Below are 26,588 nucleotides of genomic sequence, written 5' to 3' on the forward strand. Positions count from 1 at the left end.
AGAAGGTTTAGCAAGAGGCTAGACCTTTTTTTAATGGGAAATTCTAGAGATAATTTAAGTTTAGACTTTTTTATTTAATATTAGAAATATAAGGTATAATAGTAAAATAGGAGTTGATAATTTGAAAAAAAGATTACTTATTATAGATGGATCATCTTTATTTTTTAGAGCTTTTTATGCTCTACCATTATTAAAAACGAAAAAAGGTTTATATACAAATGCAATATATGGCTTTGTAATGATGCTTGAAAATGCAATTGAAAAAATAGATCCTTCAAATGTAGTAGTGTGTTTTGATATGAAGGGAAAAACTTTTAGAAATGATATATATGGTGATTATAAGGGAACTAGACAAAAGACACCATCAGAACTTGAGCAACAGTTTCCATTAGTAAGAGATATTCTAAAAATGATGAATATAAAAGTTTTAGAATCTCCAGTATATGAAGCAGATGATATTGCAGGTACACTTTCTAAAAAGGCTTCTGAAGAAGGATATGAAACTTATTTATTAACAGGAGATAAGGACTATTATCAACTTGTAGATGAAAATACTAAGGTGCTTTTAACTAGAAAGGGAATTAAAGAAATGGATGTAATTTCTGTTGAAAGTATTAAAGAGGACTTTGGTATTACTCCAGAGCAATTTATTGATTTAAAAGGGCTTATGGGCGATAATTCAGATAATATTCCAGGTGTTCCAGGTGTTGGTGAAAAAACTGGACTTAAACTTATTCATCAATTTGAAACTATGGAAAATCTATATGATCATGTAGATGAGGTATCTGGAAAAAAATTAAAAGAAAAATTAAATGACAATAAAGCTCAGGCTTTTATGAGTAAAAAACTAGGTACTATTGTAAGAAATGTGCCTATTGATGAAGAAATAGAAGATTTTAAAAAGCAAGAATATGATTTTGAAAATTTATCAAATATGTATAGAGAGTTTGAATTTAATTCTCTTTTAGATAGACTTCCAAGTGAGTATCATAAAGAAGAAATAGCAATGTCTTCTGAGGAGAATTTTGTTTGGGATGATTTAGAAATAGATGAAATTATTAAAAATATTAAATCTAAAAAGTCATTTTCTTTTAAAATAATTACTGATGGAAAAATTTATGAAAATGTAGAACCTCTATATCTAGTGCTTAAAGCAAAAGATGAAAATCCAAATTTTATTAAACTTAATAATAGTGAAGATTTATTGAAATTCAGAGAGATTTTTGAAGCTGAAGAAATAGAAATCTTAGGACATTCTTTAAAGGAAGATTTAATTACTTTATTACATTTAGGTATAGATTTTAAAAATATTGCTCATGATTCTATAATTGCTGAGTATTTATTAAATTCAACTCAATCTGATTATGATATAAATAATCTGACAAATGCTTATTTTTCAAGAGGATATAAAGATGAAGAAGAGCTTCTTGGAAAGGGCAAAAAGAAAAAAGGATTTAAAGATTTAAGTGAAGAAGAGTTAAAGACTTATTTTGCTTTTTATTTAAATGCTATTTATAAATTAAGAGAAGTGCAAATTAATAAAATAATAGAACAGGAAATGACAGAATTATACTATGAGGTGGAACTTCCTTTAGTTGAGGTATTAAGTTCTATGGAACTTATTGGTATAAATACTAAAGAGTCAGTTTTAGATGAAATAGGATTAAGTCTTAATGATAAAATAAAAGATTTAGAAGAAAAGATATATGCTGAGTCAGGGGAAGAGTTTAATATAAATTCTCCGAAAAAACTTGGAGAAATACTTTTTGAAAAGATGGGTTTTCCAGTTATTAAAAAGACTAAGACAGGATATTCAACAGCAGCAGATGTACTTGAAAAGTTAAAAGGTCATGGAGAAATTGTCGATTATGTATTAGAGTATAGAAAACTTACTAAGTTAAAATCAACTTATGTAGATGGTTTAAAAGAGCTTATTAATAAGGATACAGGAAGAATTCATTCTCATTTTAATCAAACTGTTACATCAACTGGAAGAATATCTTCAACTGAACCAAATCTTCAAAATATACCTATTAGAACAGAAGAGGGAAGACTTATTAGAAAATCTCTTTTAGCTTCTGAAGATCATTTATTAGTAGATGCAGATTATTCTCAAATTGAACTTAGAGTACTTGCAGATTTATCTAAGGACAAAAATATGATTGATGCATTTTTAGATGATGATGATATTCACGCAAGGACTGCATCTGAAGTATTTAAAGTGCCTCTTGATGAAGTGACATCACTTTTAAGATCTCAAGCTAAGGCTGTTAATTTCGGAATAGTATATGGTATTTCTGATTATGGTCTTTCTCAAAATCTAAATATTCCAAGAAAAGAAGCAGGAACTTATATAGATAATTATTTAGAGCATTATTCAGGTATTAAAGACTATATGGATGAAGAGATTAAAAAGGGTAAAGAAATAGGATATGTAAAAACTATTCTAAATAGAAGAAGATATATTCCTGAATTAAATGCCAAAAACTTTAATATTAGATCCTTTGGTGAAAGAGTAGCACTTAATACTCCAATACAAGGATCTGCTGCAGATATAATAAAAATAGCAATGGTTAAAGTTTATAAATCCCTTAAAGAAAATAATTTAAAATCTAAATTAATACTTCAAATTCACGATGAGCTTATAGTTGATGCTGATAAGAATGAAGTTAAGGAAGTAGAAAAATTAATGAAAGACTTAATGGAAAATGCTGTAAAGATGGATATTCCATTAAAAATAGATATGCAAGTGGGAAGTAGTTTATATGAAACAAAGTAAGGTAGTTGGATTAACTGGAAGTATTGCAACGGGAAAGTCTGCTGCAAGTAATATTATAAAGTCTTTAGGATATGATTTAATTGATGCAGATAAAATAGCAAGAGAGATAATCAATGATGAAGATATTATAAAAAATATTAAAGAAAACTTTGGTGAAGATATATATATTAATAACAATCTTAATCGTGAGAAACTTGGCAAAATCATATTTGAAGATAGTGAGAAAAGAAAAATTTTAAATGAAATAACTCATCCTAAAATATATAGCAAGATTAAGGCATATATAATAGAAGGAAAAAGTGAAATTATATTTTTAGATATACCACTTTTAATAGAAACTTTAAGTGATATTGAAAAATATGATTTACATTTAGATGAAATATGGTTAATATATGTAAATAGAGAAACTCAGATAAAAAGGCTAATGGAAAGAGATAATATAGACTATGATTATGCCTTAGAGAAAGTATCATCACAAATGTCTGTAGAAGATAAATTGTCTTATGCAGATGTAGTTATAGATAATTCTTTAACTAAAGAAGATTTAGAAGAAAAAATAAAAAAAGAATTATCAAATTTTAAAAGGAGATAATGAAGAAATGAAAGAAGATCCCAGTTCGGGTAGTTTAAGAATCAAAAAAACTATATTAAAAGTAATTGTACTTATAGTTTTAGCTTTTGGACTTATAGGATGTAGTAATGAAGAGCTAGAAAATAATTTATATAATTTAAAGACATCAAGTATAAAATCAGAGCAAAATGTCAATAATATATTAGCCTCTTTATCTTATCCTAAGGAGTATGAATATAGTAATGTTGAGATTTTATCAAGAAATGATTCTAGTGTTTTAAAGGTATATTTAAAAGAAAATGTACCAAATAACAATAGAGATTTTTTTGAAAATGCAGTTGTGCTATTTTCTTTAGTAGATGATGTAGATTCAATTAGTTTTGTATCAGAAAAACGAAATGAAATTTTAGACAGTCATAGAAGAGAAGATATAGATATTTTACTAGGTGAAAAATATAGTTTAGATACGAGAAAAATTGGGGAAAACAAAGAAAATTTCAATAAATATCTAAGTATTAAAGAGAGGAGCTAAGCTCTTCTTTTTTTATATAAACTTTTAACTTTTAACTTTTAATTTTAAATTGTTTATTTAATATAAAGATATATAATATTTGTAAGGGAGGTATTTATGAAAAAGAATAATAAAAAAATAGTATTATTACTATTAGTACTTACTATTAGTTTTACAATATTAGTTGGTTGTTCAAAAAAAGAAAATAATAATATTAATAATGAAGCTAATGTAGAGGAGAATATTAATAATGAAGATATATATTCTAATAAAACAGAATATGTAGGAGATAGTAGTAAGGTAGTTGGAATTGTTTCAAGTTTAGATTATTCAAAAAACTATACATATAATAGTATAGAGATCATCTCAGAAGAAAAGCCTTATGGATTAGTAGTGTATTTAGATGAAAATTCACCAAGTGAAGAAAAAGACTTTTTTAATCAAGCAGTAGCTACATTTGCACTAATTGAAAATTTAGACAATTTAAAATATTCTTTAATGGATAATAAAGATATTATTGAAGAGTTTAATAGAGAAGATGTAGATCTTATATTAAGAGAAAATGGAGAAAAATCTTTAGAGGAGATTTCTCAAGATAAATCTGAGATAGATAAATATATAAATTAAAAGAAGATGTTTAAGACATCTTTTTTTTATGAAACAATCTTGATATAATACAAATTATTATGATATGATTTAAAGGAAAATGTTTGCGAATGCTTGATAAAAAAGAGTCCGAAGACATCTTTTTTATAATATAAGGTGTGTGGTGCGGAAAAAGGGACTTGAACCCTCACACAAATTAATGCACATGCCCCTCAAACATGCCTGTCTACCATTCCAGCATTTCCGCAATATAAAAAATATTATACTATAAAGGTTTTTCAAATACCATAAAATTTTAATAATTATTATTAAAATTGAGAGAAAATTTTAAATTAAACAATAAAATAACAATGTTTAATTGGTAGCTAAATGGCTATTTTTAGGGAAATAAATATGTTTTATATTAGAAATATAATTTTACATTATGGGATTTTAAGTATATCCAATATACAATAAGAAAAATAAGTGCTATAATTATATTCAGGCAATATTTTAAAAAAATAAATATATTAGCAAATTTAATTAATGAGGTGAAGTTTATGAGTTCAAGAAATCTCACTTTTTCCGTTGGTGGAGTGCACATGGACGAACATAAAACTTTAACTGAGCATGTTCCAATTGAGGTTATGCCGGCTCCTAGTGTTGTATACATACCAATGAGTCAACACATAGGTGCGCCATGTAATCCAACTGTAGCAGTTGGGGATCAAGTTAAGGTTGGACAAGTAGTTGGAAATTCTGATGCATATATTTCTGCAGCAATACATTCTAGTGTATCTGGAACTGTAAAAGCAGTAGAAAAAATGTACACTGCAGATGGAAGATATTGTGATTGTGTCATTATTGAAAGTGATGGCAAAGATGAAGCAGTAGAACCAGTTGCACTTAAGAATTACAAAGACGCGTCTATGGATGAAATCAAAGCTTTTGTTAAGGAAAAGGGTATTGTAGGTATGGGTGGAGCAGGATTCCCACTTCATGCAAAGTTATGGAATGAAGAACCTGTCTTAGATGAATGTATTCTAAATGGGGCAGAATGTGAACCATTCTTAACTTGTGACCATAGGATTATGTTAGAAAAAACAGAGGAAATTCTAGAAGGTCTAGAAATTTTCGCAAACTTTTATAACAAAGAAGTATCTTATATGGCAATTGAAGAAAATAAACCTGATGCGATTTCAAAGATGGAAGAAGCAATTAGTAAAAATCCAAAATGGAGTAATTTAAAAGTAGTAGGATGTCAAACTAAATATCCACAAGGAGATTCAAAGAGACTATCTGAGGCTGTAGTTAACAGAATTGTTCCACAAAATGGAGTAACAAATGATGTTGGAGTATTTTTAACAAATGTTGGTACTACACTTGCATTTTATGAAGCTCTTATTGAAGGAAAGCCTTCTTATGAAAGAGTTATAACAGTAAGTGGTGCTGGTATTACAACACCTAAAAATATTCTAGTAAGAATAGGTACTTCTGTAAAAGATATAATTGACTTTTGCGGTGGTATAAAGGACAACGCTATAGATATAGTATGTGGTGGACCAATGACAGGAAAATCTGTATTTGAACTAGTAAGTCCAATTACAAAGACAACTTCTGGAATTTTAGTATTAACAAATGAAGAAATCAATCCAGGAGAAGAGTCTCCATGTATTAGATGTTCAAGATGTATAGATCATTGTCCAGCAAATATTAATCCAACAGATATAAATGCTGCTATATTAAAGGGTGAAGTTGATCTTTGTGGAGAACTTCATGCAGATCAATGTATGGCATGTGGAATCTGTTCTTTTGTATGTCCAGCTAATAGACATCTTACTTCATCAATAGCACTAGCTAAGCGTGAATTAAGATCAAAGGCTATGAAATAGGAGGGTGAAATATGGAAAAAAATATTAAAAACACAAATTCATTAAAAGCTAATGGGTTATATGTTTCACTAGCTCCTCACATTAATTCAAAAGACAGTGTTCAAAGAATAATGCTAGATGTAATAATAGCTCTTTTACCAGCTTTAATAGGAAGTATATATTTCTTTGGAATGCGTGCATTATTATTAAATGTTGTTTGTATAGCAACATGTATAATAAGTGAGTATGTATTTCAAAAATTAATGAAAAAAGATATTCAAATAATGGATTTATCTGCAGTAGTAACAGGAATGCTTATTGCATTTAACTTACCTGCAAATTTCCCAATATGGATGGCAATTTTTGGATCTGCATTTGCAATTATTGTAATTAAAGAGTGTTTTGGAGGAATAGGTTGTAACTTTATGAATCCAGCATTAGGAGCTCGTGTAGTTTTAATGGCATCATGGGCTAAAAAAATGACAGACTATATTGGACCAGATGGAATGAGTGCTGCTACAAGTGCTGCAACAGCAGGAGTAGATGCAGTAAGTTCTGGTACACCATTACAAATTATAAAATCAGGTGCATATGAAGCACTACCAACTTTAAAGGATATGTTTGTAGGTAATATTTCTGGAGTAATTGGTGAAACTTCAGCATTATTATTATTAATTGGTGGAATTTATTTAATAGTTAGAAAAGTAATCAACTGGAGAATACCAGCATTTTACTTTATATCAACAATTATTATGTTATTTGTATTAAAAGTTCCAGCAAATATTATTCCTTATGAAATTTTTGGAGGAGGATTATTCTTAGGAGCATTCTTTATGGCTACTGACTATTCAACATCTCCAATGAACAATAAAGGAAAAATTATCTTTGCAATTGGTTGTGGAGTTTTAACAGCAATTATTAGAGTTAAAGGATCTCTTCCAGAGGGAGTATCTTATTCAATTTGTCTAATGAATGTTGCAACACCACTAATTGACAAACTTACAAAGACTCAAGCATATGGGGAGGCGAAATAAATGAAAGAACCAGTAAAATTTGGATTAATTCTTCTTATATTTTGTGCGATATCAGCTGGACTTTTAGCAGCTGTTAATGGAGTTACTGCTCCTGTTATTGCTCAAGCTGAACTTGAAGAAACACTTGAATCTTATAAAGTTATTTTTGGTGATGAAGCAGATAACTTTGAGAAATATGATGAAAGTAAAATAGCAACAATTCAAGAAACGTACCCTAACATCGAAGATGTATTTGTGGCTACAAAAGATGGAGAAACTGTTGGATATGGTATAAATGTATCATCAAATGGTTTTGGTGGAGCTATGACAAATGCTCTAGGAATTCTTTTAGAAAACGACACAATAGCAGGTTTTAGAAATATTTCAAACTCTGAAACTAAAGGATTTGGTACACAAATCGAAGAAGAAGATTATTATAGCACTTATGTAGGCAAATCTGCAGCAGGAGAATTAAAAATAGAAACAGATCCTCAAGCAGAAGACGAAGTTCTTTTAATGAGTGGAGCTACAGTATCATCTAAAGCAGTACTTGCTGGTGATAATATAGCACTAAAAGCTTATCAAGAATTTCTTAAAAATGATAAATAAGGGGGATAATTATGAGCTTAAGTAAAGTTTTTAAAGACAGTATGTTTAAGAACAACCCCATATTTATACAACTTATTGGGCTATGTTCTACACTTGCAATTACAAATAACTTAAAAAACTCAGTTGCAATGGGTATTGCAGTTATATTTGTACTTGTAATGAGTAATGGAGTAGTATCAATACTTAGAAATGTTATTCCTAGTAAAATAAGAATTCCTTGTTTTATCGTAGTAATAGCAACTTTCGTATCAGTAGTAGAAATGATACTTCATGCTTATGCTCCAGGAATCTATGGTGCTCTAGGAATATTCCTACCACTAATAGTTGTAAACTGTTGTATTCTTGGTGAAGCAGAAGGTTTTGCATATAAAAATAAACTTATACCATCATTAGTAGATGGACTTGGAACAGGTCTAGGCTATACAATTGCAGTAGTTGCAATGGGTGTTATAAGAGAACTTTTAGGATATGGAACATTATTCGACAAACAAATATTACCAGCATCATTCCCAGGAATAGGACTTATGGGAGCTCCAGCAGGTGCTTTTATCCTACTTGGATTTTTAATAGCTGGATTTAAAAGAATAATGGAATCAAGGGGTGAGTAATATGATGTCAAGAATACTTACAATATTAATATCAACAATACTTGTAAATAACTATGTATTTGCTCAATTCTTAGGTATTTGTCCATTCCTTGGAGTTTCATCAAAAACAGAAACAGCAGTAGGTATGGGTGTTGCAGTTACTTTCGTAGTAGTAATCGCATCAGCTATTACATGGTGTTTACAAACTTTTATACTAGATAAATTTGGACTTGGATACTTACAAACAATAGTATTTATCTTAGTAATAGCATCTTTAGTACAATTCGTAGAAATGGTTATTAAGAAAACATCTCCATCACTATATACAGCAATGGGTGTTTATCTTCCACTAATCACTACAAACTGTGTTGTACTTGGAGTTACAGTACTAAATGTTCAAAATGGATATAACTTAATAGAAACTGTATTTAGTGGATTTGGAGCATCTGTAGGTTTTGCACTTGCACTTGTTTTAATCAGTACACTAAGAGAAAGACTTGCTCTTGGAAATGTTCCTAAAGCTCTTCAAGGAGTACCTATTGCACTAGTAAGTGCAGGACTTATGGCTTTAGCATTTTCAGGATTTGCAGGACTAGTATAGGAGGTATAAAATGGGAAATTCAATAATACTTCCAATTATAATCCTTGCAGTAATGGGAGCACTTTTCGGAATAGTACTTTCAATAGCATCTAAAGTATTTGCTGTTGAAGTAGATGAAAAAGTTCTTGCTGTTAGAGACGTATTACCAGGAGCAAACTGTGGTGCTTGTGGATTCCCTGGTTGCGACGGTTTAGCTGAAGCAATTGCAAAGGGAGAAGCTCCAGTTAATGCTTGTGCCATTGGAGGTAAAGCAGTTGCAGATAATGTAGCTGATGTAATGGGTGTAAATGCAGCAGATGTAGAAAGAGAAGTTGCACATGTTATGTGTAATGGAACTTGTGAAAAAGCAAAAGATAAATATGACTATAATGACCTTGTTGATTGTAGACTTATGTCTGATTTTCAAAAGGGTTCAAAAGCTTGTGAATATGGATGTCTTGGTGGAGGAACTTGCGTTAGCGTATGTGAATTCGATGCAATCCATATTGTAGATGGAGTAGCAGTAGTAGATAAGGAAAAATGTGTAGCTTGTAAAAAGTGTATTACAATTTGTCCTAAAAATCTTATTGATCTAGTTCCATACAAAGCAAAAACAGTTGTAGATTGTAGTTCAAAAGATACAGGTAAAGTTGTAAGAGCTAACTGTGAAGTTGGATGTATTGGATGTGGAATTTGTGAAAAGAACTGTCCAAAAGATGCAATCCATGTTGAAAACAATGTTGCAACAATTGATTATAGTAAATGTATTAACTGCGGAATTTGTGTTTCAAAATGTCCTACAGGAGCGATATTCTGTGAATATCCTGAAAGAGTAGAAAAAATGAAAGAAAAACAAAAAGAACAAGCTGAAAAGAAAAAGCAAGAAGCAATAGCTAAAGCTAAAGCAGCTAAAGAAGCAGCAGCTAATAAAGAAAACTAAAAAATAATTAAGACGTCTTTTAAGGCGTCTTTTTTTTATGAGATAAATTAATCTCTATGGTATAATAATCTAGAGGTAATTTATGAAAAAGGGAGATAAAATTGTAATTTTATTTATTATAATTTTTGCAATAACTCTATTTGTAGGAACTAATAAAAGAAATATAGACAATAAAAAAAATCAGGAAAAATATGTAGTTATTACAGTAGATGGCAAGGAATATAAAAAATTAAAATTAGACAATGTAAAAAACGAAAAAATAGAAGTTAAAACTAAATATGGAAAAAATATTATAAAAATAGATAATGAAAAAGTAAGTATGATATATTCAGATTGTCCTGATAATTTATGTGTAGAGATGAAAAGCATTGAAAAATCAGGAGATTCTATAATATGTTTACCAAATAGACTTACTGTTTCAATAGAATCTAAAGTAAATGAAGTGGATGTGGTTTTATATTGAAAAAGAATAGAAAACTAATATTTTTATCAATACTAGTAGCACTTGGTCTTGTAATGGGACTTTTTGAGAGCATAATACCACTTCCTTTTACATTTCCTGGTGCAAGACTTGGACTTTCAAATATAGTAGTACTTGTAAGCATAGTAGTATTTGGATATAGAGAAGGTCTTATAGTTGCATTATTTAAAACTTTAATATTAATGCTTGTAACTGGATCAGTATCAGCATTTTTCTTTTCCTTTGCAGGAGCACTATTAAGTTCAATATCTATGATTTTAGCACATAAGTATTTATCAAAATATCTATCATTAATTGGAATAAGTGAAATAGGATCATTTTTTCATAATCTAGGACAGGTTATAGTTGCAAGTTTTATACTTGGAAATAAAATGATATTTGCCTACTTGCCATTTTTATTAATACTTGGTTTATTTACAGGATACTTTGTAGGTCTTGCAAGTATTTATATTACAAAAAATTTAAATACACATTTTAAGGAGTTGATTAAATGATTATACTAGCTTCAAATTCTAAAAGACGACAAGATATTTTAGGAAGATTTGTAGAATATAAGGTAATTACAAAGGATATTAAAGAAAATAATAGTGAATATAATTCACCAAATCAACTTGTAATGGCTCTTTCCTTTGAAAAGGGAATAGAAGTTGCAAGAGAAAATCCAGAGTCTATAGTTTTATCAGCAGATACTGTAGTTGCACTAAAGGGAAAAGTACTTGGAAAGCCAAAAGATAGAAAAGATGCAAAGAAAATGTTAGAAAACTTATCAAATACAGAACATATTGTTTTGACAGGATATAGTATATTTAAATTAGATGAAAATATTAAATATACAAATTATGAAATATCAAAAGTTAAATTTAGAAAATTAGATGATGAAATAATTAATTCTTATCTTAATACTAAGGAGTATGTAGATAAGGCAGGTTCTTATGGTATTCAAGGCTATGGAGCTTTATTAGTTGAGTCAATAGTAGGAGACTATGAAAATATTGTAGGTCTTCCAATATCAAAAATAGCCCAGGATTTTAAAAGATTATTTAATATAAATCTTTTAAGTGAGGGTTTAGATGGAAAAATATAAAGAAGAAGAATTAAAATACACAATAAAAGATATGCCAGCAGAAGATAGACCTCAGGAAAAACTTTTAAAGTATGGTCCTGAGCATCTTTCTAATGCTGAATTATTAGCACTTATAATTAGAACAGGAAGTAAAAAACACACATCAATAGAACTATCTCAAAATATTTTAAATGAGGCAAAAAAGGGATTAAGTAGTGAAGAAAATTCCTTTATAGCATTAAAGGATTTATCAGCAAAAGATTTAATGAAGATTCCAGGAGTTGGAGAAAGTAAGGCATCAATGATTATTTCAGCTCTTGAAATTTCAAGAAGAACAAATAAAAGTTCAATATATAAGAAAAAAAGAATTAGAACTCCATCGGATATGGCAGATTTTGTATTAAGTGATATGAGATTTTTAGAAAGAGAAAATTTTAATATTGCAATATTAAATACGAAAAAGGAAGTTGAATCAATAAGACATATTTCAACTGGAACTCTTAATGCAACAATAGTTCACCCAAGAGATGTCTTTCAAATTGCAATTAGAGAAAATGCCCATACAATAATACTTATACATAATCATCCAACAGGAGATCCAACTCCGTCAATTGAAGATATTAATATTACAAATAGACTTGTTGAAGTTGGAAATATTGTAAAAATAGATGTAATAGACCATATTATTATTGGAGATAATACATATTATAGCTTTTTAGAAAATAATTTAATTAGCTAAATTAGTAGTGAAAAGGTGAATAAATGAAAAAAATTGGAATAATTAGTGGAAAAGGTGGATCTGGAAAATCAATAATAGCTTCTTCTTTAGCAAAGGAATTATCTAAAGAAAGTAATACTCTTTTAATAGATTCAGATTTAGGATTTAGAACACTTGATTTAATGTTAAATTGTGAAAATACAATATATGATATATATGATTTTTCAATGGGAATAGAAGATGAAATGTGTATAAATAAAGTTGAGGACAATGAGAAACTTAATTTTTTATGTGCATCTCAATCAAAAACTGTTGATGATATTGATTTTTCAAAGATAAAAGATAATTTAGATACATTATCAAAATATGAATATGTAATAGTAGATATACCAAGAGATGAAAAGACAATAGTTGCTTGGGCAGATATTGTAGATGAATTTATACTTATTACAGAAGATAATGATATAAGTTTAAGACTTACAGATAAGATAATGTATATTTTTATAAAAAATAAAATTAGAAGACCAATAAAAGTTGTATTTAATAAAGTGGATTCTAATAAGGAATTTGACCTTGAGAAAAAATATGAATTATTTATGGGACCAAATGTTAAAATAATTTCTAAAATACCTAAATTTTACAATATTGAAGAGGAAGATTTAGAAGAATTTTTATTATTTATAAGAGATATTGTAGAAGTAATAAAGGGAAATGATATAGTATTTAGAGAAAAGAAAGTAGAAGAAAAGACTTTTATTCAAAAGTTGTTAGGAAAATAAAATGTTTTATATAGATGATAATTTAAAATTAATAATAGAATATAAAGACAATATAAAGTCTATTTTTGATTATGAAAATTTAGAAATTGGAAATATTTATAGAGGTAGAGTTGATAAAGTGATTCCTTCTATGAATTCAGCTTTTGTAAATATAGGAAAAGAAGAAAATGGATATTTATCTTTAAATGATGTAAAGGGAAAAATAAAAGAAACTGAAGAATTGCTTTTTCAAGTAAAGAAAGTACCTCCTGAAAATAAGGCACTAAGACTTACTAGAGAGCTTTCTATAACAGGAAGATATATTATTATGTTTCTTGAGAAAGATATCCTTAAATTTTCAAATAAGCTCTCTAAAGATGATATAAATAGATTAAAGAGCTTAGGTTTAAAGGGAGTTTTATTTAGAACCTCATCAAAGGATGTAGATGATGAGAAGATAATTGAAGAGTATAATTATTTAAATCAAATTAAAAAAAATATTCTTCTTGAAAAAGATTTAAGACCTACACCAAAGTTGATTTATAAAAGAGATAATTTTTTAGATTATTTATTAGAAAATGCAATGAATGAAGAGATTATTGTAAATAATAAAACTATCTATAAGAATTTAAGAGATAAGTTTAATATAAATTATAATGAGGATTTTTCACTAATTTATAATTTTGAATTATTAGAAGATTATAAATCTCTTTTTAATAGAGTAGTAAAACTTAATAATGGTGGAGAAATAGTAATAGATAATGTAGAGAGCTTAACTGCAATAGATGTTAATACATCTTCATTTGTAGGTGATTTGAATTTTGAAGATACTATTTATGAAAATAATATAATTGCTGCAAAGGAAATTATAAGGCAGATTATTTTAAGAAATATTTCTGGTATTATAATTATTGATTTTGTAGATATGAAAGATAAAAAGCATAGAATTGATTTAATGAATATTCTAAAAGAGGGCTTTAAAGATGATTTTACAAAAACAATAGTTCATGGTTATACAAAGCTTGGACTTATGGAGATTAGCAGGAAGAATATTGGAGAAGAGTTAAAAAATAAAATATTATAAAAATTAAAGATAGTTTTAATTAACTATCTTTTTTGTTATAATGGTACTATATTGCTTTAAATGGATAAATTCGAATGCAAAATTACATACTGCATTATGCTAGTTGTGATTTATCAGTTTAAAGTGCTTTACATTGGAATTTAATTATGTTATTATTGGGAAGTTGAAAAAAACAGAAGGAAGGAATTTTAAATGGAAGATAAAAAATATTTCTCCTCTCGTTGGGGCTTCATTTTAGCAACTGTTGGCTCTGCTGTTGGCATGGCTAATGTTTGGGGATTTCCCTATAGAATGGGCTCAATGGGAGGAAGTGCTTTTTTAATTGCTTATTTAATCTTTGTAGTACTATTTGGAATAGTAGGTCTTAGTGCAGAATATGCAATTGGAAGAAGAACAAGAACAGGAACTTTAGGATCATATGAATATGCTTGGAATAAAAGAGGACTTAAAAAAGTCGGAAGAGTAGTGGGATGGATACCTCTTGCAGGATCTTTTTGTATTGCTCTTGGATATTCAGTAGTAGTTGCTTATTGTCTAAAGGCATTAGTGCAAACACTAACTGGAACATTAATGACTGTAAATACACAGACTTGGTTTGCATCATTTTCAGAAGTTCCCTATTCAGTTATGCCTTACCATTTAATTATTATATTATTAGTAGTAATATCACTTAGAGTAGGACCTGAAGGAATAGAAAAATCAAATAAAATACTTATGCCATTATTCTTTATATTATTTTGTATTCTTGCAATAAGAGTATTTTTCTTAGATGGTTCTTTTGAGGGATACGAATTTATGTTTAGACCAGAGTGGAATGACTTGAAAAATCCTAAAGTTTGGGTATTTGCAATGGGACAGGCTTTCTTTTCACTATCTGTAACAGGAAGTGGAATGATAGTATATGGAGCATATCTTCCAAAGGGTGAAGATGTTGTAAAAAGCTCTATTACAACAGGAATTTTTGATACTCTAGCAGCAATAGTATCTTCTCTTGTAATAATACCTGCATGTTTTGCCTATTCAGTAGATGTAGGATCAGGACCAGGACTTTTATTTGTAACACTTCCAGAAATACTTCAAGATATATTTATGGGAAGAGTTTTTGCTATATTTCTATTTACAGCAGTTGTATTTGCAGGAATATCATCACTTCAAAATATGTTTGAGGTTGTAATAGAATCTTTATTACATAGATTTCCAAAGGCTAAAAGAAGTAATCTTCTTGTAGGCATTGTAGTTTTATTATTTGGAATAAGTGTAAATATGGAAGCTATAAATATTTGGGGACCTTGGATGGATTTGATTTCAATTTATATTATTCCAATAGGAGCATTAATTGGAGCTATAACTTGGTTTTATGTGCTTCCTAAAGATGAACTATTAGATGAGATAAATGATAATAATGGAGAAAAAAAATACACAAGTACTTGGCATAATGTTGGAAAATATTTATATGTTCCTCTAGCAGCCATACTTTGTTTTATAGCTATATTTAAAGGTATATCCTTTTAAAAAATGGCGTCTATTAGACGCTTTTTTTATTGTAAAAACTTATTAATAGACTAATACTTTAATTAAAAATTTGTCTATGGTAAAATATTCTCTAAAGGAATGGTGATATTTTGGAACTAGAATTAAACAAAAAATCTATTTGGAAATTAATAGATGAAAAAGAAAATGAAGAAATTTATAGTTATGGTGAAAGATATAAAAACTTTTTAGATCTTGCTAAAACTGAAAGAGAATCTTGTGCATTTATTATAGAAGAAGCTAAGAAAAAAGGATTTATTTCATTAGATGAAGCTATAAAAAAAGAGATAAAAGCTGGAGATAAAATTTATTTAAACAATAAAAATAAATCAGCAGTTTTAATGGTAGTAGGAAAAAATATGGAAGAGGGAATGCATATAGTAGGATCTCATATAGATTGTCCTAGACTTGATCTTAAACAAAATCCACTATATGAAGACTCAGAAATGGCAATGTTTAAAACTCACTACTATGGTGGAGTTAGAAAATACCAATGGCCAACAATTCAACTAGCACTTCATGGATTTGTAGTAAATTCAAAGGGTGAAAAGTTAAATATAAGTATTGGTGAAGATGAAAGTGATCCAATATTTTTTATAAATGATTTACTTCCACATTTAGGAGCAGATCAAAATAAAAAAACACTTGCTGAAGGTGTTACAGGAGAATCACTAAATATTATAGTAGGACATTCATCTTTTGGAATAGATGATAAAGAAAATCCTATTAAGAAATTAGTACTACAATTTTTAAATGAAAAATACAATTTAATTGAAGAGGACTTCCAAGTTGCAGAATTTGAAGTTGTTCCAGCTGCTAAGGCAAGAGATGTTGGATTTGATAGAGCTATGATAGCAGGACATGGTCATGATGATAGAATTTGTTCTTATGCAAACCTTGAAGCTATTTTAGAAGTTGAAAATCCTGAAATTACAGCAGTAGGTCTTTTTGTAGATAAAGAAGAAATAGGATCAGTTGGTAATGCATCAATGTCAGCTAAATTCTTTGAAAACTTTGTAGCTGAAGTTTTAGCTACTAGAGAAAACTATTCAGATATTAAATTAAGACGTGCTATGTCAAATTCTAAAGTGCTTTCAGCAGATGTTACAGCAGCACTTGATCCAAACCATAAAGATGTAATGGATGATAAGAATGCGGCTATAGTAGGCTTTGGTGTTACAATGTCTAAATACACAGGAGCAAGAGGAAAATCTGGCTCAAATGATGCAAATGCTGAATATATTGCACAACTTCGTGATTTATTTAAAGAAGAAAATGTAATTTGGCAAACAGGTGAACTTGGAAAAGTTGACCAAGGTGGTGGAGGAACTATAGCTTATATACTTGCAGAGTATGGTATGGAAGTTGTAGATATGGGAACTCCAATGTTATCTATGCATGCTCCAGTTGAACTTGCTTCAAAGGCTGATGCTTATATGACAAAAAAAGCTTATAAGGCATTTTTAAAATAAATATAATAGAAAAAGAGGACTTAAATTATAAGTCCTCTTTTTCTATTCCATTCCAAAATACTATTTCATTGTTTTTTAATGTGTTTTTTATATCTATTATTCTTTGATTTGATGATCCACGGAATTTAAGTTTTAGATTTTTAAGTTCAATTTTAAAAAGGCCATCTACTAAAACATCTACAAGTTCTAAAAGTTCTTTTTGAACTGGATTTTTAATAAGTTCCTCATAAGTATAACCTGAATAAATCCAAATACTTTTATTAGATTCTTTTTTTATATCTGAAATAATTTTTATTAAATCTTCTGTGTTTTGAAAGGGCTCACCACCAAGGATAGTAAGTCCCTCAACAACATCTTGATTTAAATATTTTATAACTTCTTTAGTTTGCTCATTAGTCCATAGCTCTCCTGAGTGAAAATCTTGATATTCTTCATTAAAACATTCAGGGCAGTGGTGAGTGCAACCTGTTACAAAAAATGTAGTTCTTATTCCAGGTCCATTTGCAACATCAAACTTTCTTATTTGTCCATATCTCATTATATGTGTAAAACCCTACTATTAATTTCTTTAGTTCTTCCTTCATTCCAGAAGTTTTCGCCAAGATATCCACAAGTACGTCTTACAACAGTAAGTGTAGATCTATCAGAGTTTCCACATTGAGGACATTCCCAGTCGCCTGATTCATTTAATTTAATTTCGCCATCAAATCCACATTCTGCACAGTAGTCTGATTTTGTGTTAAATTCAGCATAAGGAATATTGTCATAGATATATTTTACAATAGTTTCTAGAGCTTCTAGATTTTGGTTCATATTTGGAATTTCAACATAAGATATACATCCACCAGTTGATTTATCTTGGAATTTAGATTCAAAAGTAAATTTCTCAAAAGCTGAAATTTCTTCACGAACATCAACATGGAAGGAGTTTGTATAATATCCCTTGTCAGTTACATCTTCAATAATTCCAAATCTATTTTTGTCAATAGAGCAAAATCTATTAGTTAAACTTTCAGCAGGTGTAGCATAAAGAGTGAATTTAATTCCATATTCATCAGTCCATTTTTTAACAGCTTCATTTAAATAATCCATTATCTTCATTGCAAATTCATATCCCTTAGGATCAGTATGAGTTACACCCTTAATAAGTTTAGTAGCTTCATATATTCCAATATATCCAAGAGATACAGTTGAGTAGCCATCTTTAAGAAGTGGGGCAATAGATTCGTGCTTTCCAAGTCTTGCAATAGCTCCATGTTGCCAATGAATTGGTGATGAATCACTTGTAACATGAGTTAAGTGTTCATACCTTATAAGGCCAACTCTTTTAACAAGATCTAGTCTTTTTTCTAGAATCTCAAAAAATTTATCTTCATTGCCATGAGCAAGAATTCCTATTTGTGGAAGGTTAATAGAACATGCGCCCATATTAAATCTACCATCAAATTGATATTTTCCTTTTTCGTTTTTCCAAGGTGGTAGAAAAGCTCTACATCCCATTGGACTAAATACATTTCCTTCATAGTTTTTAGCCATTCTCTTAGCTGAAATATAATCAGGATACATTCTCTTAGCTGTACATCTTATAGAAAGACTAGTTAAATAATAATATTTAGAATCTTTGTGAACATTATTTTCATCAAGGACATAAATAAGTTTAGGGAAGGCTGGAGTAACATAAACTCCTGCGTCATTTTTTATTCCTTGAATTCTTTGTTTTAAGATTTCTTCAACAATTTGTGCAACTTCTTCTTCATAAGGATCATTGTCTTTTATATGCATAAATAGTGTAACAAAAGGTGCTTGACCATTTGAAGTCATTAAAGTATTTATTTGGTACTGTATAGTTTGAATACCACTTTCAAGGTCTTTTTTAGTTAGTCTATGTGCCATTTTTTCAGCAAGCTCAACATCACCTAATGTGTCAATTGAAAGATTTAAATTCTTTTCGTAGGATTTTCTTAAGTATTTTCCAAGACAAGATATGTCAATAGATTGTCCACCATATTGATTTGATGCAATTTGTGCAATAATTTGAGTCATAACATTACATGCAACTTGAAAAGATTTAGGAGTTTCAATCATTTTTCCATTAACAACAGTTCCTCTGTCTAACATATCTTTCATATTTACAAGACAACAATTAAATATAGGTTGAATAATATAATCTAAGTCGTGAATGTGAATTGCTCCAGAGTCATGAGCTTCAACAAGATCTGCAGGAAGCATTTTTCTTTTTGCAATATCCTTAGAAACTTCTCCAGCGATTAAATCCCTTTGAGTGGATGCAATAATAGGATTTTTGTTGGAGTTTTCATCCATAACATCTGTATTAGTTTGATTTAACAAACCAAGTATTTCTTCATCTGTTGTATTTTGTTCTCTCTTATAGGCCTGAACAGATCTATAAGACTCATAAGCACGAGCAGTAGCTGGGTTTTTGTATTTTATAAGTTTATAATAAACTTGCTCTTCAATCTCTTTAATAGAAATATCAATATCTCTACTTTTAGCAAATTCTTCAATCTCATTAGATATTGTAAGAGCTTGATTTTCAACAAAAATTCCATTACTAGAATCCATTGCTTTTTCAATTGCTATTTTGATTTTATTAGAATCAAAAGCAACTTTTTTGCCATTACGTTTAATTACCTCTACCAATGTAAGTTCTCCTTTCATACATAAATCTAATATTTAATTAATTAAATACTAGTAATAGTTTATGAATTTCTATTTATTATTATACCCCAAAGAAATAATAATACAAGGGAAAAGGCACAATATATTGTGGTAAAATAGGTTTATTTAATGAACACGCCCTATATGTTGAGGTGGTGAAAAAGGTTGTAGAAATGGCATAATTTGAATATATACAGAGATTTTTTAATAAAATAATGAAAAAAAATAACTAAAGTATCTACAATATATAGTGTCTACTTTAGTTATTTTCAATTATTTAATCTTATAGCCCATTTGTAAAACTGATTGTTCAGCAAGTACATCTAGAGCATCTAAGGTATAAAATTTAACATCTTCATCTAAAATAATAGTACTAAGTTCTGTACAAGCAAGTATTATATAATCAACTCCAGAATCTTTTAAATCTCTAATAATATTATTTAATTTATCTGATTTTCTTGATCCTGTTGCCTTTACATTATAAATAATATCCATAAGATCATTTTTAATATTTAAATCAACATCATAGATATTAATATTATATTTATCTGAATACTTACTATATACATTTCCTTCATAAGTTCCTTTAGTTCCAAGAACAGCAATACTTTTTTTATTATCTTTAGAAACTTTTTTTATAGTTTCTTCTATCATATTTATAATTTTAATATTAGTAAGATTTTGCACTTCATCAAAAAAATAATGAAAAGTATTACAGGGAACTGCAATTTTAGAAACATTATTATTTTCAAAAATTTTTATATCATCTTTAATAGCATCTACAATTAAATTTTTATCTTTATTATTAATAATAATATCAGTTCTGTCTGGGATATTAGTATCAGATAAAATAATAGTATTTATATGATCTTGATCATTTTTTGCATCTGTTAAATTAATAATTTTTTCATAAAATATACAAGTTGCAAGAGGTCCCATACCTCCAAGTATCCCTAATTTTTTCATTGTATCACCACTATTTAGACATATGTTTTGCTTTTTCTTGTGCTTTTATAGTTTCAAGAGTAATAGATCTGTCAAGTTCTCCTTCACTATGAGCAACAATAACTGAACAAGCAAGATCTCCAACAACGTTTATTGATGTTCTTATCATATCAAATATTCTATCAACTCCAGCTACAAGTGCAATTCCCTCAACAGGAAGTCCAACACCTTGTAGAACCATTGCAAGCATAATCATTCCAGAACCTGGAACACCAGCTGTACCAACAGAAGCAAGAGTTGCAGTAAGTATTATAGTAAGTTGCTGAGAAATAGATAAATCAATACCATATACTTGAGCAATAAATAATGCACAAACTCCTTGATATATTGCAGTACCGTCCATATTAATTGTAGCACCTAAAGGTAGTACGAAACTTGCTATTGGCTTTGAAACACCAAGTTTATTTTCAGCAGCTTCCATAGATACTGGAAGTGTACCTGAAGATGATGATGTTGTAAATGCAAATAGCCAAGGTCCAAAAGCACCTTTAAAGAATTGTTTTACATTCATTTTGCCTAGTAGTTTAACAGTTGGTGCATATACTAATACAACATGAAGTGCACAAGCTAAATATACAGCAAGTATTGCCTTAGACAATGGAAGTAATACTTGTGGTCCATTATTTGCAATAACAGGTGTCATAAGTCCAAATACTCCAATAGGAGCAAGTTTCATAATAGCATTAGTTATTTTGTACATTGCTTCAGCAATTCCATTAAAGAAATTTAAAACTGGTTTTCCTAAATCTCCAACAGCTAAAAGTCCAGCGCCTAGAATAAGTGCAAATACAATAATTTGAAGCATTTCTCCTTCAACAATTGATTTTAATGGATTAGATGGAACTATACCAACTAATGTATCAATAAATTTAGGAGCTTCTTTAGCTTCATAGGCAATATCCTCAATTGGAATAGTAAATCCTGCACCAACATTAAGAACATTTGCTACAACAAGTCCTATTATAAGGGCAATAGAAGTTGTAAATAAAAAATATACAAAGGTTTTTAATCCGATTTTACCTATTTTAGCAGCATCATCAAGATCTGCAACTCCAACTAATAATGAGGAGAAAACTAATGGAACAATAATAAGTTTAATTAAATTTAAAAATATAGTTCCAAAGGGTTTAATAAAATTATCAGCAATCTCAGGATTATTTTGTAGTAGAAGTCCAACAATAACTCCAAGGGCTAGTCCAATTAATATTTGAATTGGGAGCGACATTCTTTTTTTCTCAGTATTCATAAAAAACCTTCCTTTCTTTTTTAAAATAATTTGAATATTCAATTGTAGAATTCATACTAATCAAACTTTATAATAGAGTTTGTCTATATAGAGTATAGATAATATGAATAATTTAATTACATTATAGCATATATAAACTATAAAATATACTTTGATAAAGCATTATAAAATAAAAACAATAATATTATTTTGCTATGTTATAATTTTATTAATAATAGGAGGGGTTTTATGATTATAAAAATTTATTCTGATGCAGTTTGTCCTTGGTCTTATGGTGAAGAAAAGGTTTTAAGGGCAATAGATTATATATATTATGGAAAAATTAAATTTAGAAATATTATGGGGGGACTTTTTTCTGATTATAGAGATTTACTTCCTATAAATATGAAAGATCAAGATTCAGAGGAAATGGCAAATAAAATATTATATGAAATGTGGCTTACAGGATATAATTTTCATAATATGCCAATAAATAAAGAATATCCTAAATTATTATCTCCAATAAAAGATTCCATATATCCAATAGATATAGCTTTTGTAGCAGCAAGACTTACTAATGAAGAGCTAGCTAATAAATATTTAAGAGCCTTAAGAGAAGCTACAATTTTAGAAGGAAGAAATACTATGAAATCTGATGTTCAAATAGAAATAGCTAAAGAAGTTGGATTAGATGAAAAAGAGTATATTAATAATTTAGAGAATTTTGCAAGAGATGAGTTTTTAGAAGATAGAATGGATAGTTTTGATCATAGATTTACACTTTTTCCAAATTTTGTATATATAAATAAAGAAGGTAAAGAAAAAATCCTTAAAGGATATCAAAAACTAGAGGATTTAATTGAATTTATAGATGAGAATTCTAATAATTCTTTTAAGAAGAGAGAAATTAAATTAAGTGAATTAGAAATTTTAGAATTTATTAAAGAATATAAAAAAGTTTTTGATGCAGAAATATATCAAATATTTAAAGATAAGAAAAAAGTAAATGAAATTTTAGAAGATTTAGTTAAAAGTAAAAAAATAGAAAAAAATTTAATTGGAACTGGAATTGAATTTAAAATTATAAAATAGAAATATCAGCTAAAAATAGCATTTTTATATTAAAACTCCACTATGAATTTTATTAATTTGGGTAGAAATAGAACATAGGGAGGGTTAATATGAAAAACAAAATTAAAAATTTACTTCTTATAGTAGTAATAATAGCAATACTTCCAAGTTTTAAGTTTATTTCTAGTCCAAATATTTATCTAAATAGTAGTGAAATAAAAGATAAAAATGAAATTATAGTAGATAATAATCAAGTAATGATTTCTAAGGAGCTTTTGTCGAATATCTGGAAACTGAATAATAAGTTTTATAATAATCAAATATCTTTTAGTGAAGATAATGAAGAATATTATAGTGGAATAGATTTTACATTAGATGATAATTTTATATGGTTTGTAGAAATTGCATCATATACTAAAAATCCTCCAAGAAGAATAAATAATAAAATTTATTTTCCAATTGAAATAGTAGAAGAACAAAATAAGGAATTTAATTTATTAAAAGATTATAAAAATAATTCAATTAATATATATTATAAACAAGAAGAGAATATGCCAAAATCTTTTGCAAAATATGAAGATGCTAAGATAAGTAGTGATTTAGAAAATTATTTTTATATTAAAAGATTAAATAATTATTTGTCTAATTCAATTGATGCTATGAATTATATTTTTTATAATATGAAAAATAGTGAGGATATATATACTATAGTTTTAAGTCTTTCAGATGCTGCTAAGACAATTGAACATAATAAGTATGAAATAGACAGTTTAAATGCAGATTTTAAGTATGGTGAAGATATTAATAAATGGAAATATATATCAAAGGATATTGTAGAAATTATAGATAGTGAATTTTATCCTTTCTTTGATAGTAATAATTTAGATTTGGAAAAATTAGAAAATTTAATTTTTAGATTAAATGAAAAAAATAAAGAACTTAATAAAGAGTTTAAGTTAATTGAAAGTAAAATTTAATATATTTAGAAATTAATAAAAGGACAAAGTTTTAAATAACTTTGTCCTTTTTAATTACTTTAATTACATTTTTCTAATATATTTATCAATACTTTCAGCTGCTGTTTTTCCAGCACCCATAGCAAGTATTACTGTTGCAGCACCTGTTACAGCATCTCCACCAGCAAATACGCCTTCTCTAGTAGTAGCACCATTTTCATCAGCTACTAAGCATCCCCATTTATTTATATCAAGTCCCTTTGTAGTATGAGAGATAAGTGGGTTAGGACTAGTTCCAAGAGCCATTATAACTGTTTCAAATTCCTCAACAAATTCAGAACCTTCAATCTTAACTGGTCTTCTTCTTCCTGATGCATCAGGTTCTCCAAGTTCATTTCTAACACAAGTTAGAGATTTTACCCAGCCATCTTCTGTTCCTGTAATTTCAATTGGAGCAGTTAGCATTTCAAATTTAATTCCTTCTTCTTTTGCATGATGAACTTCTTCAAGTCTTGCAGGAAGTTCTGTTTCTGTTCTTCTATATACAATAGAAACATCAGAGCCTAGTCTTTTAGCAACTCTTGCAGCATCCATTGCAACATTTCCTCCACCAATTACAGCAACTTTTTTGCCTACATTAATTGGAGTGTCATAGTCTTCTTCAAAGGATCTCATAAGATTATTTCTAGTTAAAAATTCATTTGCAGAGTAAACTCCATTTAGATTTTCTCCAGGAATATTCATAAATGTAGGAAGACCTGCACCTGAACCTATAAATACAGCTTCAAAACCTTGATCCATTATTTCTTCAACTGTAATAGTTCTTCCTATAATAACATCATTTTCAATTTCTACTCCAAGATTAAGTAGATTTTGAACTTCTGATTCAACTACATCATCGGGAAGTCTAAATTCTGGAATACCATATACTAAAACACCACCAGCTTGGTGAAGTGCTTCAAATATTTTAACTGAATATCCCATTTTAGCAAGTTCTCCAGCACAAGTAAGTCCTGCTGGACCTGCTCCTATAATTGCAACTTTATGTCCATTAAGTCTTGGCTTTTCAGATAATACTATATTATGCTCTCTTGAGTAATCTGCTGAAAATCTTTCAAGTTTACCAATAGAAACAGCATCTCCTTTATTTAGTAAAACACATTTTGCTTCACATTGGCTTTCTTGAGGACAAACTCTACCACAAACAGCAGGAAGAGCAGTATATAGAGATAATACTTTTGCAGATTGTTCAAAGTTTCCATTTGCAATTTCTTTAATAAATCCAGGAATATCTATAGAAACAGGACACCCCTTAACACATTGAGGATTTTTACAGTTTAAACATCTTGAAGCTTCAATAACTGCTTCTTGAGCTGTGTATCCATAGGAAACTTCCTTAAAGTTTTTATTTCTAACATCTGGATCTTGTTCAGCAACTGGGATTTTTTTAAATCTATCTTTTGCTTTTATGATTTTAACATCATCTACATGTCTTTCTTCTTCAATATCTCTATGTTGTTTTTCAATAGCTTTATCAAAAGTACATACATGATCTTTTACAGATTTTTCTTCTTTTTTGTCTTTATATTGTCTTTGTCTTTTCATAGCTGAATCAAAATCTACAAGATGTCCATCAAATTCAGGTCCATCAACGCAGGCAAATTTTGTAACTCCACCAATATTTACACGACAAGCTCCGCACATTCCAGTACCATCAACCATTATAGGGTTAAGAGAAACTGTAGTAGGAAGATCGTATTTTTTTGTAGTAAGACATACAAATTTCATCATAATCATAGGTCCAATAGATACACATTGATCATAATGTTTATTTTCATTTTCAATTAAATCTACTATTTTATCAGTAACCATTCCCTTAAATCCGTAGCTGCCATCATCAGTAGCTATGTAAAGATTTTTAGAAACAGACTTTAATTTATCTTCAAGTATTACAAAGTCCTTAGATTTAGCACCTAGTATTACATCAACATCTATTCCATGTTCAAAAAACCATTTAGCTTGAGGATATACAGGAGCTGTTCCTACACCACCAGCAACAAAAAGAATTTTCTTCTTTTTAAGCTCTTCAATATCTTCATCTAAAAATTCAGAAGGTCTTCCTAGAGGACCAACGAAATCTCTAAAATATTCTCCCTCTTCAAAACTACAAAGTTTTTCAGTAGAACCACCAGCTGCTTGGACTACAATTTGAACAGTTCCTTTTTTTTCATCAAAATCACAAATTGTAAGTGGAATTCTTTCTGAGTATTTATCAGCAATTACAATTATAAATTGACCAGGTTTTGCAGAAGCTGCAATTCTTGGAGCATAAACATCCATTAAATAAATGTTTTTTGCCAATTCTTCTTTTTTTACAATCTTATACATTTAATCATCTCCATTTATAAATATTTCTATAAATTATTTACTATAATCAATAAAATAATTATATCACAATATGATTGTTTTTTTAATTTGGGTAGAAATAGTAAAAGAATTT

Annotated in this window: 25 protein-coding genes and 1 tRNA gene; 20 read left to right on the forward strand and 6 right to left on the reverse strand. The window is 28.5% G+C overall.

The features are described 5' to 3' along the window. The first annotated feature begins 121 nt into the window (after positions 1-121). The 4 genes from polA to J2Z71_RS01275 all read left to right on the forward strand — a co-directional run bounded on the left by polA (position 122) and on the right by J2Z71_RS01275 (position 4,488). The gene (polA, locus tag J2Z71_RS01260) at positions 122-2,779 is read left to right on the forward strand and encodes a DNA polymerase I (RefSeq protein WP_210060039.1); all 2,658 of its coding nucleotides are present in this window, start codon (positions 122-124) and stop codon (positions 2,777-2,779) included. Then, positions 2,766-3,371 carry a dephospho-CoA kinase gene (coaE, locus tag J2Z71_RS01265; RefSeq protein WP_210060040.1) on the forward strand — a complete coding sequence of 202 codons (606 nt, stop codon included), beginning with the start codon at positions 2,766-2,768 and terminating at the stop codon, positions 3,369-3,371. The genes polA and coaE overlap by 14 nt, the downstream gene beginning before the upstream one ends. A 7-nt stretch (positions 3,372-3,378) precedes the next feature. Beyond that, complete coding sequence (locus J2Z71_RS01270) at positions 3,379-3,882, forward strand: DUF4825 domain-containing protein (RefSeq protein WP_210060041.1); 504 nt, start codon at positions 3,379-3,381, stop codon at positions 3,880-3,882. A gap of 96 nt (positions 3,883-3,978) precedes the next feature. Next, entirely contained in the window at positions 3,979-4,488 is a 510-nt protein-coding gene (locus J2Z71_RS01275) for a DUF4825 domain-containing protein (RefSeq protein ID WP_210060042.1), read from the forward strand. A 140-nt stretch (positions 4,489-4,628) separates the two neighbouring features. Here J2Z71_RS01275 and J2Z71_RS01280 read toward each other — a convergent pair. After that, positions 4,629-4,714: transfer RNA gene (locus J2Z71_RS01280), tRNA-Leu, on the reverse strand. Between the two features lie 292 nt (positions 4,715-5,006). Between J2Z71_RS01280 and rsxC the strand changes: the two genes are divergently transcribed. The 14 genes from rsxC to J2Z71_RS01350 all read left to right on the forward strand — a co-directional run bounded on the left by rsxC (position 5,007) and on the right by J2Z71_RS01350 (position 17,152). Beyond that, entirely contained in the window at positions 5,007-6,338 is a 1,332-nt protein-coding gene (gene rsxC / locus J2Z71_RS01285) for an electron transport complex subunit RsxC (protein ID WP_210060043.1), read from the forward strand. A gap of 11 nt (positions 6,339-6,349) precedes the next feature. Continuing rightward, a complete protein-coding gene (locus J2Z71_RS01290) occupies positions 6,350-7,351 on the forward strand; it encodes an RnfABCDGE type electron transport complex subunit D (RefSeq protein ID WP_210060044.1) in 1,002 nt (333 codons plus the stop codon). Further along, on the forward strand, positions 7,352-7,939 hold the full coding sequence (locus J2Z71_RS01295; protein WP_210060045.1) for an RnfABCDGE type electron transport complex subunit G: 588 nt from the start codon (positions 7,352-7,354) through the stop codon (positions 7,937-7,939). An 11-nt stretch (positions 7,940-7,950) separates the two neighbouring features. Next, positions 7,951-8,547 (forward strand): electron transport complex subunit RsxE, encoded by a 597-nt coding sequence (gene rsxE / locus J2Z71_RS01300; RefSeq protein WP_210060046.1) that lies wholly within the window; start codon positions 7,951-7,953, stop codon positions 8,545-8,547. Between the two features lies 1 nt (position 8,548). After that, positions 8,549-9,127, forward strand: a complete 579-nt coding sequence (gene rsxA, locus J2Z71_RS01305; RefSeq protein WP_210060047.1) for an electron transport complex subunit RsxA — start codon at positions 8,549-8,551, stop codon at positions 9,125-9,127. A gap of 10 nt (positions 9,128-9,137) precedes the next feature. Further along, positions 9,138-10,046 (forward strand): RnfABCDGE type electron transport complex subunit B, encoded by a 909-nt coding sequence (locus tag J2Z71_RS01310; RefSeq protein WP_210060048.1) that lies wholly within the window; start codon positions 9,138-9,140, stop codon positions 10,044-10,046. Positions 10,047-10,128: 82 nt separating this feature from the next. Further along, complete coding sequence (locus J2Z71_RS01315; protein ID WP_210060049.1) at positions 10,129-10,509, forward strand: NusG domain II-containing protein; 381 nt, start codon at positions 10,129-10,131, stop codon at positions 10,507-10,509. Next, positions 10,506-11,021 carry a Gx transporter family protein gene (locus J2Z71_RS01320; protein ID WP_210060050.1) on the forward strand — a complete coding sequence of 172 codons (516 nt, stop codon included), beginning with the start codon at positions 10,506-10,508 and terminating at the stop codon, positions 11,019-11,021. The genes J2Z71_RS01315 and J2Z71_RS01320 overlap by 4 nt, the downstream gene beginning before the upstream one ends. Next, a complete protein-coding gene (locus J2Z71_RS01325) occupies positions 11,018-11,611 on the forward strand; it encodes a nucleoside triphosphate pyrophosphatase (protein WP_210060051.1) in 594 nt (197 codons plus the stop codon). The genes J2Z71_RS01320 and J2Z71_RS01325 overlap by 4 nt, the downstream gene beginning before the upstream one ends. After that, on the forward strand, positions 11,598-12,329 hold the full coding sequence (gene radC / locus J2Z71_RS01330) for a RadC family protein (RefSeq protein WP_210060052.1): 732 nt from the start codon (positions 11,598-11,600) through the stop codon (positions 12,327-12,329). The genes J2Z71_RS01325 and radC overlap by 14 nt, the downstream gene beginning before the upstream one ends. 23 nt (positions 12,330-12,352) lie before the next feature. Next, on the forward strand, positions 12,353-13,087 hold the full coding sequence (locus J2Z71_RS01335) for a nucleotide-binding protein (protein ID WP_210060053.1): 735 nt from the start codon (positions 12,353-12,355) through the stop codon (positions 13,085-13,087). Between the two features lies 1 nt (position 13,088). Then, positions 13,089-14,150, forward strand: coding sequence for a ribonuclease E/G (locus J2Z71_RS01340; protein ID WP_210060054.1), 1,062 nt, complete (start codon positions 13,089-13,091; stop codon positions 14,148-14,150). A gap of 192 nt (positions 14,151-14,342) precedes the next feature. After that, positions 14,343-15,662 (forward strand): sodium-dependent transporter, encoded by a 1,320-nt coding sequence (locus tag J2Z71_RS01345; protein WP_210060055.1) that lies wholly within the window; start codon positions 14,343-14,345, stop codon positions 15,660-15,662. Positions 15,663-15,772: 110 nt separating this feature from the next. Beyond that, entirely contained in the window at positions 15,773-17,152 is a 1,380-nt protein-coding gene (locus J2Z71_RS01350; protein WP_210060056.1) for an aminopeptidase, read from the forward strand. A gap of 25 nt (positions 17,153-17,177) precedes the next feature. On the opposite strand, the gene nrdG is transcribed toward J2Z71_RS01350, so the two are convergent. The 4 genes from nrdG to J2Z71_RS01370 all read right to left on the reverse strand — a co-directional run bounded on the left by nrdG (position 17,178) and on the right by J2Z71_RS01370 (position 22,082). Then, positions 17,178-17,690, reverse strand: coding sequence for an anaerobic ribonucleoside-triphosphate reductase activating protein (gene nrdG / locus J2Z71_RS01355; protein WP_210060057.1), 513 nt, complete (start codon positions 17,688-17,690; stop codon positions 17,178-17,180). Further along, positions 17,690-19,813 (reverse strand): anaerobic ribonucleoside-triphosphate reductase, encoded by a 2,124-nt coding sequence (gene nrdD, locus J2Z71_RS01360; RefSeq protein ID WP_210060058.1) that lies wholly within the window; start codon positions 19,811-19,813, stop codon positions 17,690-17,692. Before nrdD ends, nrdG begins: the two co-directional genes overlap by 1 nt. Before the next feature lie 291 nt (positions 19,814-20,104). Continuing rightward, a complete protein-coding gene (locus tag J2Z71_RS01365) occupies positions 20,105-20,797 on the reverse strand; it encodes an aspartate/glutamate racemase family protein (RefSeq protein WP_210060059.1) in 693 nt (230 codons plus the stop codon). A gap of 10 nt (positions 20,798-20,807) precedes the next feature. Next, on the reverse strand, positions 20,808-22,082 hold the full coding sequence (locus tag J2Z71_RS01370) for a dicarboxylate/amino acid:cation symporter (protein ID WP_210060060.1): 1,275 nt from the start codon (positions 22,080-22,082) through the stop codon (positions 20,808-20,810). 228 nt (positions 22,083-22,310) lie between these two features. Between J2Z71_RS01370 and J2Z71_RS01375 the strand changes: the two genes are divergently transcribed. After that, complete coding sequence (locus tag J2Z71_RS01375; RefSeq protein ID WP_210060061.1) at positions 22,311-23,153, forward strand: DsbA family protein; 843 nt, start codon at positions 22,311-22,313, stop codon at positions 23,151-23,153. 89 nt (positions 23,154-23,242) lie between these two features. After that, positions 23,243-24,109, forward strand: a complete 867-nt coding sequence (locus J2Z71_RS01380; RefSeq protein ID WP_210060062.1) for a hypothetical protein — start codon at positions 23,243-23,245, stop codon at positions 24,107-24,109. 63 nt (positions 24,110-24,172) lie between these two features. Here J2Z71_RS01380 and J2Z71_RS01385 read toward each other — a convergent pair whose 3' ends face one another. Next, complete coding sequence (locus J2Z71_RS01385; RefSeq protein WP_210060063.1) at positions 24,173-26,476, reverse strand: bifunctional dihydroorotate dehydrogenase B NAD binding subunit/NADPH-dependent glutamate synthase; 2,304 nt, start codon at positions 26,474-26,476, stop codon at positions 24,173-24,175. Positions 26,477-26,588: the final 112 nt, after the last annotated feature.

The organism is Peptoniphilus stercorisuis, assembly GCF_017874395.1.
Lineage (GTDB): Bacteria > Bacillota > Clostridia > Tissierellales > Peptoniphilaceae > Anaerosphaera > Anaerosphaera stercorisuis.

Coding starts and splice junctions, on each gene's coding strand:
- coaE (WP_210060040.1), top strand. CDS start 2,766: ATGAAACAAAGTAAGGTAGTTGGATTAACTGGAAGTATTGCAACGGGA.
- J2Z71_RS01270 (WP_210060041.1), top strand. CDS start 3,379: ATGAAAGAAGATCCCAGTTCGGGTAGTTTAAGAATCAAAAAAACTATA.
- J2Z71_RS01275 (WP_210060042.1), top strand. CDS start 3,979: ATGAAAAAGAATAATAAAAAAATAGTATTATTACTATTAGTACTTACT.
- rsxC (WP_210060043.1), top strand. CDS start 5,007: ATGAGTTCAAGAAATCTCACTTTTTCCGTTGGTGGAGTGCACATGGAC.
- J2Z71_RS01290 (WP_210060044.1), top strand. CDS start 6,350: ATGGAAAAAAATATTAAAAACACAAATTCATTAAAAGCTAATGGGTTA.
- J2Z71_RS01295 (WP_210060045.1), top strand. CDS start 7,352: ATGAAAGAACCAGTAAAATTTGGATTAATTCTTCTTATATTTTGTGCG.
- rsxE (WP_210060046.1), top strand. CDS start 7,951: ATGAGCTTAAGTAAAGTTTTTAAAGACAGTATGTTTAAGAACAACCCC.
- rsxA (WP_210060047.1), top strand. CDS start 8,549: ATGATGTCAAGAATACTTACAATATTAATATCAACAATACTTGTAAAT.
- J2Z71_RS01310 (WP_210060048.1), top strand. CDS start 9,138: ATGGGAAATTCAATAATACTTCCAATTATAATCCTTGCAGTAATGGGA.
- J2Z71_RS01315 (WP_210060049.1), top strand. CDS start 10,129: ATGAAAAAGGGAGATAAAATTGTAATTTTATTTATTATAATTTTTGCA.
- J2Z71_RS01325 (WP_210060051.1), top strand. CDS start 11,018: ATGATTATACTAGCTTCAAATTCTAAAAGACGACAAGATATTTTAGGA.
- radC (WP_210060052.1), top strand. CDS start 11,598: ATGGAAAAATATAAAGAAGAAGAATTAAAATACACAATAAAAGATATG.
- J2Z71_RS01335 (WP_210060053.1), top strand. CDS start 12,353: ATGAAAAAAATTGGAATAATTAGTGGAAAAGGTGGATCTGGAAAATCA.
- J2Z71_RS01340 (WP_210060054.1), top strand. CDS start 13,089: ATGTTTTATATAGATGATAATTTAAAATTAATAATAGAATATAAAGAC.
- J2Z71_RS01345 (WP_210060055.1), top strand. CDS start 14,343: ATGGAAGATAAAAAATATTTCTCCTCTCGTTGGGGCTTCATTTTAGCA.
- nrdG (WP_210060057.1), bottom strand. CDS start 17,690: ATGAGATATGGACAAATAAGAAAGTTTGATGTTGCAAATGGACCTGGA.
- J2Z71_RS01365 (WP_210060059.1), bottom strand. CDS start 20,797: ATGAAAAAATTAGGGATACTTGGAGGTATGGGACCTCTTGCAACTTGT.
- J2Z71_RS01370 (WP_210060060.1), bottom strand. CDS start 22,082: ATGAATACTGAGAAAAAAAGAATGTCGCTCCCAATTCAAATATTAATT.
- J2Z71_RS01375 (WP_210060061.1), top strand. CDS start 22,311: ATGATTATAAAAATTTATTCTGATGCAGTTTGTCCTTGGTCTTATGGT.
- J2Z71_RS01380 (WP_210060062.1), top strand. CDS start 23,243: ATGAAAAACAAAATTAAAAATTTACTTCTTATAGTAGTAATAATAGCA.
- J2Z71_RS01385 (WP_210060063.1), bottom strand. CDS start 26,476: ATGTATAAGATTGTAAAAAAAGAAGAATTGGCAAAAAACATTTATTTA.